This is a genomic window from Arthrobacter sp. PvP023, from assembly GCF_017832975.1.
Taxonomy (GTDB): domain Bacteria; phylum Actinomycetota; class Actinomycetes; order Actinomycetales; family Micrococcaceae; genus Arthrobacter.
Map to the genome: position 1 here is coordinate 1,148,668 of NZ_JAFIBI010000001.1, position 17,483 is coordinate 1,166,150.

The window sequence follows — 17,483 nt, forward strand, 5'->3', positions numbered from 1 at the left end:
CATGGCCAACCACACCACCCGCGGCATCGAAATCAACGGCGTCCAGGCCGCGGCGGAGCCACGTCCCGGCCAGTGCCTGCGCACCTTCCTGCGCGAACAGGGCAACTTCGGTGTCAAGAAGGGCTGCGACGGCGGCGATTGCGGCGCCTGCACCGTGCACGTGGACGGCACTCCCGTACACAGCTGCATCTACCCGGCCGTGCGGGCCGAAGGGCGCGCCGTCACCACCATCGAGGGGCTCGCCCGCACCTGCGGCAGTTCCGCGGGGACTGATACGAACGGGACTGACCCGGACGGTACCGAAACGGCAGGGACCGGCTCAGGCGCCCTCCACCCGATGCAGCAGCAGTTCCTGGACCGCCAGGGATTCCAGTGCGGATTCTGCACCGCCGGCATGGTGATGACGGCGGCCACGTTCGACGAGGAGCAGAAAGAGAACCTGCCCCGGAACCTCAAGGGAAACCTGTGCCGCTGCACCGGCTACCGGGCCATCGAGGATGCCGTGTGCGGCCACGAAGGGCACCCGGACCCCAAGGGCCCGGGTTCGGGCATCGCCGGTGAAGGCCAGCCCGAGCCCAAGCCGGGCCAGCTCGGAGACGACGTTCCCGCCCCCGCCAGCCTTGCGGTGGTCACCGGGAAAGCCCGCTACACCCTGGACGTTCCCGCAGAGGAGCTGCAAGGGCTGCTGCACCTGAAGCTCCTGCGGTCACCGCACGCCCACGCGCGGGTAATCTCCGTCGACTCAAGCGCTGCCCTCCAGGTTCCGGGCGTGGTGGCCGTCTTCACCCACGAGGACGCCCCGGCCCAGCCCTTCTCGACCGCCCAGCACGAGCTTTACACCGACGATCCGGACGATACCCGTGTCCTGGACGACGTGGTGCGGTTCATCGGACAGAAGGTGGCTGCCGTCGTCGCCGATTCCGTGGCGGCTGCGGAAGCCGGCGTGCGCGCCCTGGCGGTGGAATACCAGCTGCTCGACGCCGTCTTCACCCCCGAGGACGCGATGCGCCCCGGTGCCCCCGCGATCCACGGGGAAAAGGACGCGGCCACGGCCCGCATCAGCCGGCCTGAGCGGAACGTCGTGGCAGAGCTGCATTCGGAACTCGGCAGCGTGGCAGCCGGGTTCGCCGAGGCCGATTTCATCCACGAACAGACGTACCGGACCCAGCGCGTCCAGCACACCGCACTGGAAACCCACGCCGCGATCGCATCCGTGGACGGGGAAGGCCGGCTGCAGGTCCGCACCTCCAGCCAGGTCCCCTTCCTGGTCCGGCGCACCCTGTCCCGGGTCTTTGATATGCCGGAAGAACAGATCCGCGTGGTGGCCGGCCGCGTTGGCGGCGGTTTCGGCGGCAAGCAGGAGGTGCTCACGGAGGACGTCGTGGCCCTGGCGGCGATGAAGCTGAAGCGGCCGGTGCAGCTCGAATTCACCCGGACGGAGCAGTTCACGGCTTCCACCACCCGGCACCCCTTCACCATCCACCTCAAGGCCGGTGCCAGCAGGGACGGCCGGGTCACCGCGCTGCAGCTGGAGGTGCTTACCAACACCGGCGCATACGGCAACCATGCCCCGGGCGTGATGTTCCACGGCTGCGGCGAATCCCTGGGCGTATACAAGTGCGCCAACAAGAAAGTCGATGCCCACGCCGTGTACACCAACACGGTTCCGTCCGGCGCGTTCCGCGGCTACGGTCTCAGCCAGATGATCTTCGCCATCGAGTCCGGGATCGACGAGCTCGCCACCGGGATCGGGATGGATCCGCTGGAGTTCCGCCGCCGCAATATGGTCCTGGAAGGCGACGACATGCTCTCCACCCATTCCGAGCCCGAGGAAGACGTGCACTACGGCAGCTACGGGCTGGACCAGTGCACCCGGCTGGTGCAGGATGCCCTGGCCCGCGGGCTGGAACGGTACCGTGCCGCCGGCCTCGATGACCTGGGCCCGGACTGGGTCACGGGGGAGGGGACCGCGCTGTCCATGATCGACACCGTCCCCCCGCGCGGCCACTTTGCCCACTCAAAGCTCCGGCTCCTTCCGGACGGAACGTACGCTGCCGACGTCGGGACCGCCGAATTCGGCAACGGCACCACCACCGTCCACGCGCAGCTCGCGGCCACCGCGCTGTCCACGACGGCAGGACGCATCACGGTACGGCAGTCGGACACGGACCTGGTGCAGCACGACACCGGGGCGTTCGGCTCGGCCGGAACAGTGGTGGCTGGCAAGGCCACACTGGCCGCGGCCGAGGAGCTCGCGGTCCGGATCCGGGCGTTCGCTGCCGGGATCCGCCAGGTCCAGTCCTCCGGCTGCGTGCTGGAGGAGGACGCCGTGGTGTGCGAAGGAACCCGGGTTCCCCTGACCGAAATCTTCGAAGCCGCCGAAGCCGCCGGCGTCGAACTTGCCACCGAGGGGCACTGGGGCGGGACGCCGCGCTCGGTGGCGTTCAATGTCCAGGGTTTCCGCGTGGCGGTTAATACGGGCACTGGCGAATTGAAGATCCTGCAGAGCGTCCAGGCCGCCGACGCCGGCGTGGTGGTCAACCCCCGGCAGTGCCGCGGGCAGATCGAAGGCGGGATCGCGCAGGCCCTCGGCGCCGCGCTGTACGAGGAAGTGAAGGTGGACGACGGCGGAAGGGTCACCACGGACATCCTGCGGCAGTACCACATCCCCACGTTCGCGGACGTGCCCCGCAGCGAAGTCTACTTCGCGGAGACCAGCGACAAACTGGGCCCGCTGGGGGCGAAGTCTATGAGCGAAAGCCCGTTCAACCCGGTGGCGCCGGCGCTCGCCAATGCCATCCGGAACGCCACGGGAGTGAGGTTCGCCGAGCTGCCCATCGCCAGGGACAAGATCTACCTTGGCCTGAAGGAAGCGGGGCTCGCCTCTCACCTTGAGAGCGCTAACGGCCTATAGTCGGATGATGGAAAAGCGAATGTTGGGCAAGACAGGACGGAATGTCTCCATTGTTGGACTGGGGACCTGGCAGCTTGGCGCGGACTGGGGCAACGTGGACCCCGCGCAGGCGCAGGCCATCCTGGCCGCCTCCGTGGAAGAGGGCGTCACGTTCTTCGACACCGCAGACGTCTATGGTGACGGCCGCAGCGAGCAGGCCATCGGCGCGTTCCTGGCGGCCAACCCCGGCCTGGACATCACGGTGGCCACCAAGATGGGCCGCCGGATGGAGCAGCGGCCGGAGAACTACAACCTCGCCAACTTCCGCGAGTGGACGGACCGCTCCCGGCGAAATCTGGGCGTGGAACAACTGGATCTGGTCCAGCTCCACTGCCCGCCCACCGCCGTGTACAGCAACGCGGAAGTCTACGACGCGCTGGACACCCTCGTGGCGGAGGGTGCCATCCGGAACTACGGCGTCAGCGTGGAGCGGACCGACGAAGCACTTGAAGCAATGCGCCACGAGGGCACAGCCACCGTGCAGATCATCCTCAACGCCTTCCGGCTCAAGCCGCTGGACGATGTGCTGCCCGCGGCGGAGGCTGCCGGGGTGGGCATCATCGCCCGCGTACCGCTCGCCTCCGGGCTGCTCTCCGGAAAATACACCGAGGATACGTCCTTCGCGGAGAACGACCACCGCAATTACAACCGCACCGGCTCGGCGTTCGACGTCGGGGAGACCTTCTCCGGTGTGGACTTCGGGCAGGGCCTCAAAGCGGTGGCCGAGTTCGAGGAACTGGTGCCCGACGGCGTCAGCACAGCACAGGCGGCCATCGCCTGGATCGCGGCGCAGGACGGCGTCAGCACGGTGATCCCGGGCGCGCGCAACGTGGACCAAGCCCGTTCCAACGCTGCCGCTGCGCATGTCAGCGGCATTGACGCAACGTTCGACGTCGGTGTCCACGAAATCTACGACCGCTACTTCCGCGAATCGATCCACCCGCGCTGGTAGCGCGCAGGATTCCTTCACGGCCAGGCGCACTTCGGGAGCGAGGAATTGGCCGATGACCAAACGTTCGGATTACCGGGCGGTGCTGGAGTCGCTCCCCGCTGACCAGTGGGTGGCCTACCTGAACCAGGAATCCGGCCTTCCCGGCCCCCGCGGGAACATAGAACTTGCGGAGGCTTTCGCCGATGTGGCCGACCCCGTCCTGATCCGAAGGTGCGCGGAGAGCCAGGACGAATACCTGGCCACCTGCGGCGCCGTCGGCTTTGGCCGTTTACTTGCCGAGGGCGAGGCGCAGGCCGCGGAAGCGTTGAGGTCGCGGGCAGCCGATTCCCGTTGGCGGGTGCGCGAGGGTGTGGCGATGGCACTGCAGCGGCTCGGCGATGCGGACATGCCGGCATTGTGGGCCGTGACCGGGGACTGGGCGGATGGCCCGCTCCTGGTGCAGCGCGCCGTGGCGGCCGGTATCTGCGAACCCCGCCTGCTGCGCCACCCGGACGATGCCCGCCGGGCGGTGGAGACCCTGGACCGGATCACGGCGTCAATCCAGGGACTGGGGCCTGAGTCCCGGCGTGCTGAAGAGTTCCGTGTGCTGCGGCAGGGGCTGGGGTACTGCTGGAGTGTTGCCATTGCGGCGTCACCGGCGGAGGGCTTCGAGAGGCTGGAAAGGTGGGCGGCCAGTGACGACAAGGATGTGCGCTGGATCGTGCGGGAAAACCTCAAGAAGGCGCGCTTGGCCCGGGCTGACCCGGCAGCTGCCGAATGCGTGGCCGCCGTCCTGGACCGGGCAGCTCGTTAGTCCGCCGGATACCACACCCGCTCTCCCTCGACGTGTGCAAAGGAGGTCAGGGTGTGGGGTTTGGCGGACTTTTCCGTCATGATGTCCAGCACCTTGACGTTCCGGGCCAGGAGCGCGTCACCGATCAATGAACGGTGGCAACGCCACGGGACGGCCTCCGCGCACATGATCACCGCATTGCCGGTCCGCCCGCGTTCCATCAGCTCATCGATCGCTGATGAGAACTCTTCGGTCTGCATGTAGTCCGCGTACCCCCGGAAAGACGTGTTCCGCCATGCGCCGTTGGAGCTGTCTTTCCGGGCATGCCGCAGGCCGCCAAGGGATTCCATCCGCCGGTAGGTGATCCCGCTGGCGCGCACGCTCGCCGCCAGGGCGTCCCCGTTGAACTGCGGATTGTGCCGCGACTTCGGGACGGTGCGCACGTCGATCAGCTTCTTGATGCCGTGGGCTTTCAGGATGCCGATGAATTCGTCGATGGGATGAGTGGAGTGCCCCACCGTGAAGATGGTCATATCCGTCATGCCCCCATGCTAAGGCGGCAGCCCGGATATTCTGGTGGCCCGACAAGCTGCCTAGGGAAACGGGGATGGAATGCCTTCATCGGCAATCGAAGCCTTCATCGAACGGCTCGGGGCCGTGGCAACAGGGCCGGGGTGCAACAACTTTTTTGACCACGCCGTCCCGGAAAATGCGCAGCGCCGGCGGAACCTGGGGATCTACCTGCAGGAAATGCTGGACCGTTCCCCGAAGGTGCTGCTGGTGGGGGAGGCCCCCGGCTTCCGGGGCATGAGGGTCACCGGTGTTCCGTTCACCAACCGCACCATGTTTGAGGGGCCGGCCAACAGCTTTGGGCTGTTCGGGCCGGGCAAGGGATATGTGCTGCCGGCTGATGCCGCCGCCGTTGCAGCCGAGCCCACCGCAACAGTCATGTGGCAGGTCCTGGCCGAGCTGGAATTCCTGCCCCTGCTGTGGAGCGCCTGCCCGTGGCATACGCACGTTGCGGGGCGGCCGCTGTCCAACCGCACTCCGAATCCGGCCGAGGCAGCACTCGGAACTCCCTTCTGGCAGGCACTGACTGAGCTCTTTCCGATCGAAACCGTGGTGGCCGTAGGCAACGTGGCGCACCGCAGCCTGCACCGGAGCGGCCTGGACGTGCCGAAGATCAGGCATCCCGCCCATGGCGGCCGGTCCGGGTTCAAACGGGGACTGGAGGAGTTGCTCGCAGCGGGAATGCGGCCCTGAACGGCTAGCCGAGCAGCCCCAGCTGGTCCGGCGTGTCGAGATCCCCGCCGCCGGACTGGTCGCTGCAGTCCACCAGGTCGATGAGCTCCGGGTGGGCCTGCAGGAAATGCCGGGCTCCGGCGTCGCCTGTTGCTGATTCAGCCGCGTCGGCTCGCAGGCCGGCGTCCAAAAGCAGCGGATGGCCGCGCCGGAGGACGCCGTCCGCGCCGCGGTAGGCGGCGGCAGTCACCCGGCCGGGCGCGTGGGCTGCCAGGAGCCGGGACACGGTTTCCGGAGTGAGGCCCGGCTGGTCCACCAGCGCGATCAGCACATGGTCGTCAGCTGCCGCTGCGGCAACCCCCAGCCGGAACGACCCGCCCATCCCGGACTGCCAGTCAGGGTTGTGGGCAACGGTGTACTTGGCCAGGTCGGTGGTTTCGCGGACCTTCGCCGCGTCGGCGCCGAGGACGATCACGACGTCGCGGCATCCGCCGTCGAGCAGCACCCCGGCGAGCACTTCGACCAGTGTGCGGCCGCGGAACGGCAGCAGGGCCTTGGGCCCCAGTCCCAAACGGGACCCGGACCCGGCAGCGAGCAGCACCGCCGTCGTCCCCTGCTTGTTCGGATGGCTCATTCCCACACCATATACAAGCGAGTCCCCCACATCACATACGAGTTTTTGTCCAGATAATGGCCTCAAAAGTGCTTCCAAAGCGCATTATCTGGACAAAAACTCCAAAGGAGGACAGCCGGATGGACTGCGTCAGGCGTCGCCGCCTGCTCCTCCGGTGGTTCCGGCGTTCACGTCCAGGAGCTTGTAGCGGTCCATGGCGTACGACGGCGCCCCCTCCTCCACATCGCCCCTCGCCGCGAGCATTTGCAGCGTCTTCACCACGATGGAGTGGGTGTCGTTCTTGAAGAAGCGGCGCGCGGCGGCGCGGGTGTCGGAGAAGCCGAAGCCGTCCGCGCCGAGCGAGGCGAACTCGTTCGGGAGGAACTGGCGGATCTGGTCCGGGACGGCCTTCATGTAGTCCGAGACCGCCACGATGGGCCCGTGCGCCTCGGCCATCTGCTGTGCCACAAACGGGATCCGGGCCGGCTCGCCGGGGTTCAGGAATGCTTCCTCCTCGGCGGCGAGGCCGTCGCGGCGGAGTTCGTTCCAGGACGTGACGGACCAGACGTCCGCGGAGACGCCCCAGTCCTCAGCCAGGATCCGCTGGGCTTCCAGCGCCCAGGGCACCGAAACGCCCGAGGCCAGGATCTGGCTCCTGGGACCTTCCACACCCGACGCCGATACCCGGTAGATGCCCTTCAGCACACCGTTGACGTCGAGGTTCTCAGGCTCGTTGGGCTGGGTGATGGGTTCGTTGTAGACGGTGAGGTAGTACATCAGGTTTTTATCGGATGCAGCTCCGGTTCCTTCGCCGCTTGCGGCCCCCGGTCCGTACATCCGTTCGATGCCGTCGCGGATGATGTGGCCCATTTCGTAGCCGTAGGCGGGGTCGTAGGTGACGACTGCCGGGTTGGTGGCGGCGAGGATGGGGGAGTGGCCGTCGGCGTGCTGGAGTCCTTCGCCGGTGAGGGTGGTCCGTCCTGCGGTGGCGCCGATGATGAAGCCGCGGGTCATTTGGTCCGCGGCTGCCCAGAAGGCGTCGCCGGTGCGCTGGAAGCCGAACATGGAGTAGAACACGTAGACCGGGATCAGCGGTACGCCGTGGGTGGCGTAGGCGGTGCCGGCGGCGGTGAAGGCTGCGACGGCGCCGGCTTCGTTGATGCCGGGGTGGATCAGCTGGCCCTGGGCGGATTCCTTGTAGGCCAGGACCAGGTCCCGGTCCACGGAGAGGTAGTTCTGGCCGCCCGGATTGTAGATTTTCGCCGTGGGGAAAAAGGCATCCATGCCGAACGTGCGCGATTCGTCCGGCACGATGGGAACGATCCGGTGCCCGAACTTCTTGTCCCGGAGAAGGTCCTTGAGCAGGCGGACGAACGCCATGGTGGTGGCAGCCTGCTGCTTGCCCGTGCCGCGCTTGGCGACGTCGAACGTCTTGGCTTCGGGCAGCTCAATGGCCGCGTGGTTGGCCCGGCGCTCGGGCGTGTAGCCGCCGAGGGCCGCGCGGCGCTCAAGGAGGTAGGCGATCTCCGGAGCGTCCGCACCGGGATGGAAGTACGGCGGGCTGTACGGGTCCTCTTCCAGGCGGGCGTCGGAAATGGGAATCCTCAGGTAGTCCCTGAATTCCTTCAAATCCTCCACCGTGAGTTTTTTCATCTGGTGGGTGGCATTCCGGCCCTCAAACCTCGGGCCGAGGCCGTAGCCCTTGACGGTTTTGGCCAGGATGACGGTGGGTTTGCCCTTGAATTCGGTGGCTGCCTTGTACGCGGCGTAGACCTTGCGGTAGTCGTGGCCGCCGCGCTTGAGGTTCCAGATCTGGTCATCGGTGAGGTCCGCGACGAGGTCCTTGGTGCGGGGGTCCTTGCCGAAGAAGTGTTCGCGGACGAACCCGCCGGATTCGGCCTTGTAGGTCTGGTAGTCCCCGTCCGGGGTTTCGTTCATGATCTTCACCAGCGACCCGTCGGAGTCCTTGGCGAGCAGCTCATCCCATTCCCGGCCCCAGACGACCTTGATGACGTTCCAGCCCGCGCCGCGGAAGAACGCTTCGAGTTCCTGCATGATCTTCCCGTTGCCGCGCACCGGCCCGTCCAGGCGCTGGAGGTTGCAGTTGATCACGAAGTTCAGGTTGTCCAGGTTCTCGTTCGCGGCGAGCTGGAGCAGGCCGCGGGACTCGGGCTCGTCCATTTCCCCGTCGCCCAGGAACGCCCAGACCTGCTGGTCCGAGGTGTCTTTCAGGCCGCGGTTGTGCAGGTACCGGTTGGACTGGGCCTGGTAGATCGCGTTCATCGGCCCGATGCCCATGGACACGGTGGGGAATTCCCAGAACCGGGGCATCAGCCGCGGGTGCGGGTAGGAGGACAGGGCGTGCCCGGCCTTGGACTTTTCCTGCCGGAACCCGTCCAGGTCCTCCTCGGTCAGCCGGCCTTCCATGAAGGCGCGGGCGTACATGCCGGGGGAGGCGTGGCCCTGGAAGAAGACCTGGTCCCCGCCGCCGGGGTGGTCCTTGCCGCGGAAGAAGTGGTTGAACCCGACCTCGTACAGGGTCGCGGCACCGGCGTAGGTGGAGATGTGCCCGCCGACGCCGATGTTCGGGCGCTGGGACCGGTGCACCATGACCGCGGCGTTCCAGCGCATGTACGCCCGGTAGCGGCGCTCGTATTCCTCGTTGCCGGGGAACGGTGCTTCCTGGTCCGCGGGGATGGTGTTCACATAGTCCGTGGTGGTGACCATCGGAACCCCGACGCTCTGGGCGCCGGCACGCTGCAGGAGACTGCGCATGATGTACTGGGCACGCTCAGTGCCCTGTTCCCTGATCAGCGTATCCAGGGACTCAATCCATTCGGCGGTCTCTTCCGGATCACGATCAGGCAGCTGGTTAGTCAACCCGCTGAGGATATGGGAGGTATCTTCTCCTGCAGCCACGGCAGCCTCTTTTCATCTTTGAATGTCTGGGCTCTAAGTTTTCGTATTGTGAGAAAACATTCTTGCAATTCGAGATTATGCAGAAGCGGCCGAACGGTCAAGGCGGTCCTGCCGTGCCGCCTACGGAGCGGAGGGAAAGCTCCTGCGGACTGATTGTGACCGCCTGATGCGCCGCCGGGCCCTTGACCATAAGGTGACCCAGGTCATAAAGTTATTCCACTCCTCAAAACCAAATTTCCATCCTGTGGAATTACTCTCTCGGAAGCAGTGGCTTCCCCCATCACCATCCCTAGAACTGGAGAACCAGATGCAGACGACCCCATCAGTCGGCGTCAAAACGGACTCCGGCCCGACAGAGTTGTCGGGCCAGCCGGTCCACCCCGCAACGGGCGTCGAAGCCCTGTGTGAAACAGCGAGCGCCGCGTCCGGGCGCATCATCAGCCCCAGCCTGTACAACATCGACCTTGCGCCGACGAAGCGCGAAGGCCGCCGCTGGACCAGCTACAGCATCTTCACCCTGTGGGCCAACGACGTCCACAGCCTTGGAAACTATGCCTTTGCCATCGGGCTCTTCGCACTGGGCCTCGGCGGCTGGCAGATCCTGCTGGCCCTCGGCGTCGGTGCCGTCCTGCTGTTCGGGCTCCTGAGCTTCTCGGGTTTCATGGGTGTCAAGACCGGTGTGCCTTTCCCCGTCATGAGCCGGATCAGCTTCGGCATCAGGGGAGCCCAGATCGCCAGCCTCCTGCGCGGTGCTGTGGCCGTGGCCTGGTTCGGCATCCAGACCTACCTTGCGTCGGTGGTGCTTCGGGTCATGCTCGTGGCCGTGGTTCCCGCGCTGAAAGAACTGGACTCCAACTCGATCCTCGGGCTGTCCACGCTGGGCTGGGCCGCCTTTGTGTTCCTCTGGATCGTGCAGCTGATTATCGTCAGCTTCGGCATGGAAATGATCCGCAAGTACGAGGCTTTTGCCGGGCCCGTCATCCTCGTGACCATGGCGGCCATCGCCGTCTGGATCTTCATCGAAGCCGGCGGCTCCATCGCGTGGTCGTCCGACAACGCCCTCGAAGGGGCGGACATGTGGCGCACCATCTTCGCCGGCGGTGCACTGTGGGTGTCCATCTACGGAACTTTCGTCCTGAACTTCTGCGACTTCACCCGCTCGGCCGTCTCCAAGAAGGCGGTGGTGCGCGGCAACTTCTGGGGCATCCCCATCAACATGCTCCTCTTCGGCGCCATTGTGGTGGTCATGGCCGGCGGCCAGTTCAAGATCAACGGCACGGTCATCCAGAGCCCGTCGGATATCGTCCAGACCATTCCAAACACGCTGTTCCTGGTGTTGGCCTGCCTCGCGCTGCTCATCCTGACCATCGCCGTGAACCTGATGGCCAACTTCGTGGCCCCGGTCTACGCCCTGACCAATCTGTTCCCGAGGCACCTGAACTTCCGCAAGGCGGCCTGGGTCAGCGGCACGATCGGACTGATCATCCTGCCGTGGAACCTGTACAACAATCCGCTGGTGATCGTGTACTTCCTGGGCGGCCTCGGGGCATTGCTCGGCCCGCTGTTCGGCGTCGTCATGGCCGACTACTGGCTGCTACGCCGCGGCAAGGTCAATGTGCTTGAGCTGTACACGGAAGATCCCGCCGGAGCCTACTTCTACAAAAAGGGCTTCAACCCCCGCGCCATCATCGCGCTGGTCCCGGCAGCCGCCGTCGCGCTCCTGATAGCCTTCGTTCCGGCGCTCGAGGCGGCCGCCCCGTTCGCCTGGTTCTTCGCGGCCGGCATCGCCGCAGTGGTGTACTACTTCATCGCCGACCGCTCGCAGCGGCTCGAAGACGTCGACGGCGAATCCATCGCCGTCGCTAGCACGCACTGACGAACACCGCCCGGCTCCACAGACAACGGAAGACACCACCATGCGCATACTTGTCGCCAACGTGAACACCACACAGTCCATGACCGACTCCATCGCCGCCCAGGCCCGGTCCGTCGCGGCACCCGGCACCGAGATCATCGGGATCACGCCGCGGTTCGGCGCGGACTCCTGCGAGGGGAACTTCGAAAGCTATCTCGCCGCGATCGCCGTCATGGACGCCGTGGTCAACTACCCGGAGCCGTTCGACGCCGTCATCCAGGCCGGGTACGGCGAGCACGGGCGGGAGGGGCTGCAGGAGCTCCTCGACGTCCCCGTTGTGGACATCACCGAGGCAGCGGCCTCCACGGCGATGTTCCTTGGACACAAGTACTCGGTGGTCACCACCCTTGACCGGGCGGTTCCGCTCATCGAGGACCGGCTGAAACTGGCCGGCCTCGATGCGCGGTGTGCCTCGGTGCGGGCCAGCGGGATGGCAGTCCTGGAGCTGGAAGAGGAGCCGGAGAGGGCTGTCGAAGCGATCATCGAACAGTCGCTGGCCGCCGTGCGTGACGACAAGGCCGAGGTGATCGTCCTGGGCTGCGGCGGGATGGCCGGCCTGGACGAGGAGATCCGCAAGCGTGCCGGCGTCCCGGTGGTTGACGGAGTGGCGGCCGCCGTGACCATCGCGGAGTCCCTGGTGCGGCTGGGGCTGTCCACGTCCAAAGTCCGGACCTACGCCAGCCCGCGGCCCAAGACCGTCATAGGCTGGCCACTAACGGCAGCGGACGTGCCCGCTGCGCCGTAGCCGCGGCCCCGACAGCCCGGCCATCAACGCAAGGAGCGACGAATGACTGCAACCCACCGGCCTGTACCACCCCACCGGCCGGGACCGGTCGCCGTCGTGACCGGTGCAGGGTCCGGCATCGGCCGGGCGGTGGCACGGCTCATGCTGGCCGAAGGCTACCGCGTGGTGCTGGCCGGCCGCCGTGAGGTTCCGCTGCTGGAGTCCGCGGCGGGTCACCGCCAGGCGCTGGCGGTGACCTGCGATGTCACGGTGCCCGACGACGTCGAACGTCTTTTCGCTGCGGCCCTCCAGAAGTGGGGGCGGGTGGATGTCCTGTTCAACAACGCGGGGGTGTTTGGCCCGGCAGCGTCGGTGGACGAGATCAGCGTGGCCGACTGGGATGCGGTGGTGGCGGTGAACCTCACCGGGTCCATGCTGTGTGCCGCCGCTGCAGTGCGGGCGATGAAAGCCCAGGAGCCGCAGGGCGGCCGGATCATCAACAACGGTTCCATTTCAGCCCATTCCCCGCGCCCCCGGACAGTTGCTTACACAGTGACCAAGCACGCCATGACCGGCCTGACCAAGAGCATCGAACTGGACGGCCGGGAATTCGGCATCACGTGCGGCCAGATCGACATCGGCAACACGGCCACGGACATCATGGGCACCATCGGCGTGGACTCCGGTGCCCTGCAGGCCGACGGCAGCCGCCGGGTGGAGCCCACGTTCCCGGTGCAGGATGCCGCCCGTGCGGTGCTGCTGATGGCAGGCATGCCGCCTACGGCCAGCGTCGGCTCGGTGGTGATCACGGCAGCAGGAATGCCGTTCATCGGCCGCGGCTAACCTCCTTCTTCGAGTTTTTGTCCACATATCGCGACTTGGGAGGCCTCTAAGTCCCCCGATATGGACAAAAACTCGAGAGCCGGGATGTTGGCCTGTGGATAACCTCTGCGGGCATGCGGAGGGGTGCCTCAATGGACCATGAGCAGATTGTCTCCCCTTCCAGAAGAAGTCGGCCGGCGCCCCTTTGCTGTTGCGGAGGCCACCGCTGCCGGCGTCGGAACCAGCAGGTTGCTGGGCGCCGACCTGCACCGGCCAAGCCGCGGAATCCGTGTGCCCAAGGGCGGCCGGACTGACCTCGCGGCGCTCGTCCGATCCCACACCCGGTTGGACGCGGTTACCTTCTGCAGCCTTGTCAGCGCTGCTGAGATCCACGGCGTTCCGCTGCCGCCGTGGGCGGAATTCCGGCCCGACGGCGGCGGCCCGGTGACCGCCGTCGTCGAACCTGTTCCCTGGGGTAAGAAAACCGGCCCGCATTTCCGCGAGCCCGGGCGCTTCCTGCACCTTTCCCGCGGGGGCGGCGCAACGCTGCCCCGACGCAAGGGCGTGGCGGGACACCGGCTCAGGATCCGCGACGGCGATGTCGTCGAAATCGATGGGCTGAGACTGACGTCTGTTGCCCGGACGTGGGTGGATCTTGGCTCACTGCTGCCCACGGATGACCTGGTGGTGGCGGGCGACGCCATCGTCAGCGAACACGCCAGGTCGTTCGGTCCGCCAAAAGTTGCCATGGTGCCGCTGGCTGAGCTCCGGAAGTTCGTGGACAACGCCAACGGCATCCATGGTGTCCGCAAGGCCCGGCTTGCCCTGGACCTGCTGCGCGTCGGCGTCGATTCGCCGCCCGAAAGCAGACTTCGCCTGATGCTCCACGGCGCGGGCCTTCCGGAGTTCACCGCCAACTGCCGCGTGGACGATGCCCTGGGAAGGCCGGTCTGGACGGACCTGGGCAACGCGCGGTACCGGACCTGCGTCGAGTACGAGGGCCTGCATCATCTGGACCCGGAGCAGCAGGCCATGGACGCATACCGGGATCAGCGAGTTGCGGACGCGGGCTGGCGGCAGGTCAGGATCAACAGGATCGACATGGAGCGGGGTCCCGAGTGGGTGGTGTCGAGGGTGACGCACACACTCCGGAAACAGGGCTGGCGGCGCTAGGGAGTTTTTGTCCAGATGACGTGACTTCAGACGCTTTCGAGTCCCTCGATGTGGACAAAAACTCGAAGACGGGGACGCAGCCAGGCTTTCGCGACCTGTTGATAGTTTCCACTCTGTGGAAACTGAATTTCCTCTTGCGGAATAATGTGAGCGGGGTTACTTTGGAAACAGACCCCGATCTCCGGGGCTGTTCCCGATTGATAGGTACAGATCAATGAAGATCCCAGACTCTGCGGCGCTGAAGGCGAGTTCGGCGCCGTCGAAGAAGAAGCCCCTGTATAGGTCGCTCTTCTTCCAAATTCTGATCGCCGTCGTGGCAGGTGTTCTTATCGGACATTTCTGGCCGGACCTCGGCTCGCAGCTGAGGCCTCTCGGTGATGGATTCATCCAGCTCATCAAGATGATCATCGCGCCGCTGATTTTCTTGGTGATTGTCACCGGAATCTCGGCCGTAGGCGACGTCAAGGCGGTCGGAAGGGTAGGAGTCAAGGCCCTTCTCTACTTCACTGCCGCCACGCTCTTCGCGCTGGTCTTCGGCCTGGTCGTGGGCAACATCGTCCAGCCCGGAGCCGGGCTGAACATCGACCCCAGCACGCTCTCCCAGGAAGCGCTGAACGCGAAAACCGGCACCACGCCGCCGAAAGACGCGGCCCACTTCATCCTGGACATCATTCCCACCAGCGTGATCGGTGCCTTCGCGAGCAACAGCCTCCTGCAGGTCCTGTTCTTCTCGGTGTTCTTCGGCGCGGCCATCGTGGTCATCGGACGCGAGCGCTGCATGCCGGTCATCAGCCTCATGGAGACTGTCCTGGAGCTCATCTTCAAGATCATGTCCTGGATCATGAAGGTGGCGCCGATCGGCGCCTTCGGTGCGATGGCATTCATCATCGGCCAGTACGGCCTCGGTACCCTCGGCACCTACGCCAAGCTGATCGCCGCCTGCTACGGTGCAGCCATCGTCTTCATCGCGCTGCTGTTCCTTGTGGCCTGGGGATTTGCCCGGGTTCCGCTCTGGCATTTCCTGAAGTACACCCGCGAAGAGTTCCTGCTGGCCCTCGGCACTGCCTCCACCGAGGCTGTCATGCCGCGCATCATGACCAAGCTGACCAATGCCGGCTGCTCACGGGCCACCACCGGCCTGGTGGTTCCCACCGGCTACTCGTTCAACCTCGACGGCGCCGCGATCTACCTTTCGATCTCGCTGCTCTTCCTGGCCCAGGCCTTCGGCCACAACCTGGACCTTGGCCAGCAGTTGGCCGCCCTCGGTGTCCTGCTCCTGACCTCCAAGGGCATGGCCGGAGTGCCCGGGTCCTCGTTCCTCGCGCTGTCCGCCACCGCGGCCGCGCTCGGCATATTCCCGGTTGCCGGCGTGGCCCTGCTCCTCGGCGCCGACCGCCTCATGGACTCCATGCGGGTTGTGGTCAACCTGCTGGGGAACTGCGTAGCCACCTTCGTGGTCTCCAAATGGGAGGGCCAGTTCGACCGCAGCGTCATGGTCCGTGCATTCCGCGGCGAAATCACCAACCACGACTCGGCCATCATGCTCGGCGTCGAGGATGACTTCGAGGACCAGGAGCTCGAGCGGATCAGCGGCGGAGGGGCGCCGTCGCCCAAGTTCCGCGGCGGACCCAACCCCGAGGACATCCCCGGCTTCCAGATGAGCCGGCCCGGCGCCCACGGAGGTCCGCCGGAGCGCAGCTCAGCCGCCATCAACCACGAATAGGGCCCGGCCGTACAACCGGAAACCCGCAGAACCGCACTATACGCAGCCCCGTCCCGGAACACCGGGGCGGGGCTGCGTGTTGCGGCCGCGGAGCGTCCGGCCAACGCCGGCTGAAGCACCCCGCCCGCCGGCCGAGTTTTTGTCCAGATAATCGGCCCAAAAGAGCCAGTAAGTCCCTCGATGTGGACAAAAACTCCATGGGTGGGCTGCAACTCCAAATGCCGAGCTCCCGCTGATGGTCACCTGGGCTACAGCGGGAGCAGTTCCGAGAGATCCGCCCGCAGCCCGGATGCCGCCACTTTCCCGGATGCCACGGCGTCGGCCCAGCCCACCCGGCCGGTGACCATTGCCAGCCAGGTGGCGGCGTCGCATTCGATGACGTTCGGGGGAGTGCCGCGCGTGTGCCGCGGGCCCTCCACGCACTGCGTCACGCCGAACGGCGGAACGCGCACCTCCACGGAGTTGCCCGGCGCCCTCGCCGTGACCTCCTCCAGCGTGTAGCGCACCGCCGTCGCGGTCACGGCACGCGGAACGCCCGACGCCGGAACGCCCGACGCCGGTCCGGCGGCTTCCAGCCACGCGGCCAGGGCGGCGCGGCCTTCTTCGATATCAATGCGTCGACGTGAAACAGCCATGTCAGTCCAGGAGCGCCGAGACGGCATGGCCGAGCCGGATCTTGCCCACAGGCCGTCCGCCGCCGAGCACGGGTTCCACTACTTTTTCCAGCACGCTGGAGACGCCCGGGATGTCCACCGCGCCGGAGGCGGCCAGCAGGGTCAGGCCCACCAGAGTGGTGGCCCGCAGGTTTCCGTCCAGCACCTTGATGGCCACGGAAACCCCCGTGGTGGTGGCCATGGCAAGCACGCCTTCCGCACCGATCTTGGCGATGATCTCCAGTTCGTCCATCACGATCGTGTTGGGCTCGCCCTTGCCCTGGACTGCCCATGGGTAGTCGAGCATGGAGGTCGCGATGGTGGCGGCGCGCGCATTGGAATTCTTGTCCCCGGGGGCCTTGGCCAGCCGCGAGTAGGCCCGGGCCAGCCCGGTCAGCGAGATGGCCGCCACGGGCGCGCCGCAGCCGTCGATTCCCAGGTGTGCGATCCGCTCGCCGGAATACTCCTCTATCGCGGAGCGGACCCGCTGCTGCAGCGGATGGTTGGGCTCAAGGTAGCTGTGGGTGTCCCAGCCGTTTTCCGTGCAGGCCCACAGGAACGCGGCGTGCTTCCCCGAGCAGTTGAACGCGAGCTTGGACCTGCCCTGTTCGGACCGGATCAGCCAGTGGCGGGCGTTCTCGTCCTGCGGCCAGGCGGCGGGGCACTGCAGCTGCTCTTCCTTGACTCCCGCGGCCTTCAGCATCCCCTCCACCACGTCCATATGGTCCAGGGAACCGGTGTGGCTGGCGCAGGCCAGGGCGACCTGTGCGCCGCGCAGGGGAACCCCGGACTGCATGGCCGCCAGGGCCTGCAGCGGCTTCAGCGCCGAGCGGGCGTAGATGGGGGTGGTGATGTCGCCGAGCTGCGTGACCACCGTTCCGTCGGCGGCAAGGACCACGGCTGAGCCGATGTGCCGGGATTCGACGAAACCGCTTCGTTCCACGACTGCCAGTTCGACGGCGGACTCCACTGTGAATGTGGCATGCGGATTTTCTGGCATGGCTAAAGTCTATGGTGCCGTT

Annotated in this window: 14 protein-coding genes; 9 read left to right on the top strand and 5 right to left on the bottom strand. The window is 66.3% G+C overall.

Features of this window, described 5'->3' with window-relative positions; translation table 11 throughout:
• Position 1: 1 nt before the first annotated feature.
• Genes JOE31_RS05355 through JOE31_RS05365 form a run of 3 tightly spaced genes read left to right on the top strand, consistent with a single transcriptional unit; the run spans position 2 to position 4,698 of the window.
• A complete protein-coding gene (locus JOE31_RS05355; RefSeq protein WP_209742486.1) occupies positions 2-2,914 on the top strand; it encodes a molybdopterin-dependent oxidoreductase in 2,913 nt (970 codons plus the stop codon).
• 7 nt (positions 2,915-2,921) lie between these two features.
• Positions 2,922-3,905, top strand: coding sequence for an aldo/keto reductase (locus tag JOE31_RS05360; RefSeq protein ID WP_209742487.1), 984 nt, complete (start codon positions 2,922-2,924; stop codon positions 3,903-3,905).
• 52 nt (positions 3,906-3,957) lie between these two features.
• A complete protein-coding gene (locus tag JOE31_RS05365) occupies positions 3,958-4,698 on the top strand; it encodes a HEAT repeat domain-containing protein (RefSeq protein ID WP_209742488.1) in 741 nt (246 codons plus the stop codon).
• Here the strand turns inward: JOE31_RS05365 and JOE31_RS05370 are convergent.
• Positions 4,695-5,219: a DUF488 family protein gene (locus JOE31_RS05370; protein ID WP_209742489.1), complete on the bottom strand. Its 525-nt coding sequence runs from the start codon at positions 5,217-5,219 to the stop codon at positions 4,695-4,697. The genes JOE31_RS05365 and JOE31_RS05370 overlap by 4 nt on opposite strands.
• A 70-nt stretch (positions 5,220-5,289) precedes the next feature.
• Here JOE31_RS05370 and JOE31_RS05375 point away from each other — a divergent pair, with 70 nt between their 5' ends.
• A complete protein-coding gene (locus JOE31_RS05375) occupies positions 5,290-5,940 on the top strand; it encodes a uracil-DNA glycosylase (RefSeq protein ID WP_209742490.1) in 651 nt (216 codons plus the stop codon).
• 4 nt (positions 5,941-5,944) lie between these two features.
• Here JOE31_RS05375 and nboR read toward each other — a convergent pair whose 3' ends face one another.
• Both nboR and aceE read right to left on the bottom strand, forming a co-directional pair.
• Positions 5,945-6,553 (bottom strand): nicotine blue oxidoreductase, encoded by a 609-nt coding sequence (nboR, locus tag JOE31_RS05380; protein WP_209742491.1) that lies wholly within the window; start codon positions 6,551-6,553, stop codon positions 5,945-5,947.
• A 129-nt stretch (positions 6,554-6,682) separates the two neighbouring features.
• Positions 6,683-9,451 carry a pyruvate dehydrogenase (acetyl-transferring), homodimeric type gene (gene aceE, locus JOE31_RS05385; protein WP_209742492.1) on the bottom strand — a complete coding sequence of 923 codons (2,769 nt, stop codon included), beginning with the start codon at positions 9,449-9,451 and terminating at the stop codon, positions 6,683-6,685.
• A gap of 307 nt (positions 9,452-9,758) precedes the next feature.
• On the opposite strand from aceE, the gene JOE31_RS05390 reads away from it, so the two are divergent.
• From JOE31_RS05390 to JOE31_RS05410, 5 genes are all read left to right on the top strand, one after another.
• Positions 9,759-11,327, top strand: coding sequence for an NCS1 family nucleobase:cation symporter-1 (locus tag JOE31_RS05390; RefSeq protein WP_209742493.1), 1,569 nt, complete (start codon positions 9,759-9,761; stop codon positions 11,325-11,327).
• A gap of 40 nt (positions 11,328-11,367) precedes the next feature.
• A complete protein-coding gene (locus JOE31_RS05395) occupies positions 11,368-12,111 on the top strand; it encodes an aspartate/glutamate racemase family protein (RefSeq protein WP_209742494.1) in 744 nt (247 codons plus the stop codon).
• A 42-nt stretch (positions 12,112-12,153) separates the two neighbouring features.
• The gene (locus JOE31_RS05400) at positions 12,154-12,933 is read left to right on the top strand and encodes an SDR family oxidoreductase (RefSeq protein ID WP_209742495.1); all 780 of its coding nucleotides are present in this window, start codon (positions 12,154-12,156) and stop codon (positions 12,931-12,933) included.
• A gap of 147 nt (positions 12,934-13,080) precedes the next feature.
• Positions 13,081-14,085, top strand: a complete 1,005-nt coding sequence (locus JOE31_RS21420; protein ID WP_245198985.1) for an endonuclease domain-containing protein — start codon at positions 13,081-13,083, stop codon at positions 14,083-14,085.
• Positions 14,086-14,299: 214 nt separating this feature from the next.
• Complete coding sequence (locus JOE31_RS05410; protein ID WP_209742496.1) at positions 14,300-15,808, top strand: cation:dicarboxylate symporter family transporter; 1,509 nt, start codon at positions 14,300-14,302, stop codon at positions 15,806-15,808.
• A gap of 248 nt (positions 15,809-16,056) precedes the next feature.
• Here the strand turns inward: JOE31_RS05410 and JOE31_RS05415 are convergent, their stop codons facing one another.
• Positions 16,057-16,443, bottom strand: a complete 387-nt coding sequence (locus JOE31_RS05415) for a sterol carrier family protein (RefSeq protein ID WP_209742497.1) — start codon at positions 16,441-16,443, stop codon at positions 16,057-16,059.
• A gap of 1 nt (position 16,444) precedes the next feature.
• On the bottom strand, positions 16,445-17,461 hold the full coding sequence (locus tag JOE31_RS05420) for an asparaginase (protein WP_011693233.1): 1,017 nt from the start codon (positions 17,459-17,461) through the stop codon (positions 16,445-16,447).
• Positions 17,462-17,483: the final 22 nt, after the last annotated feature.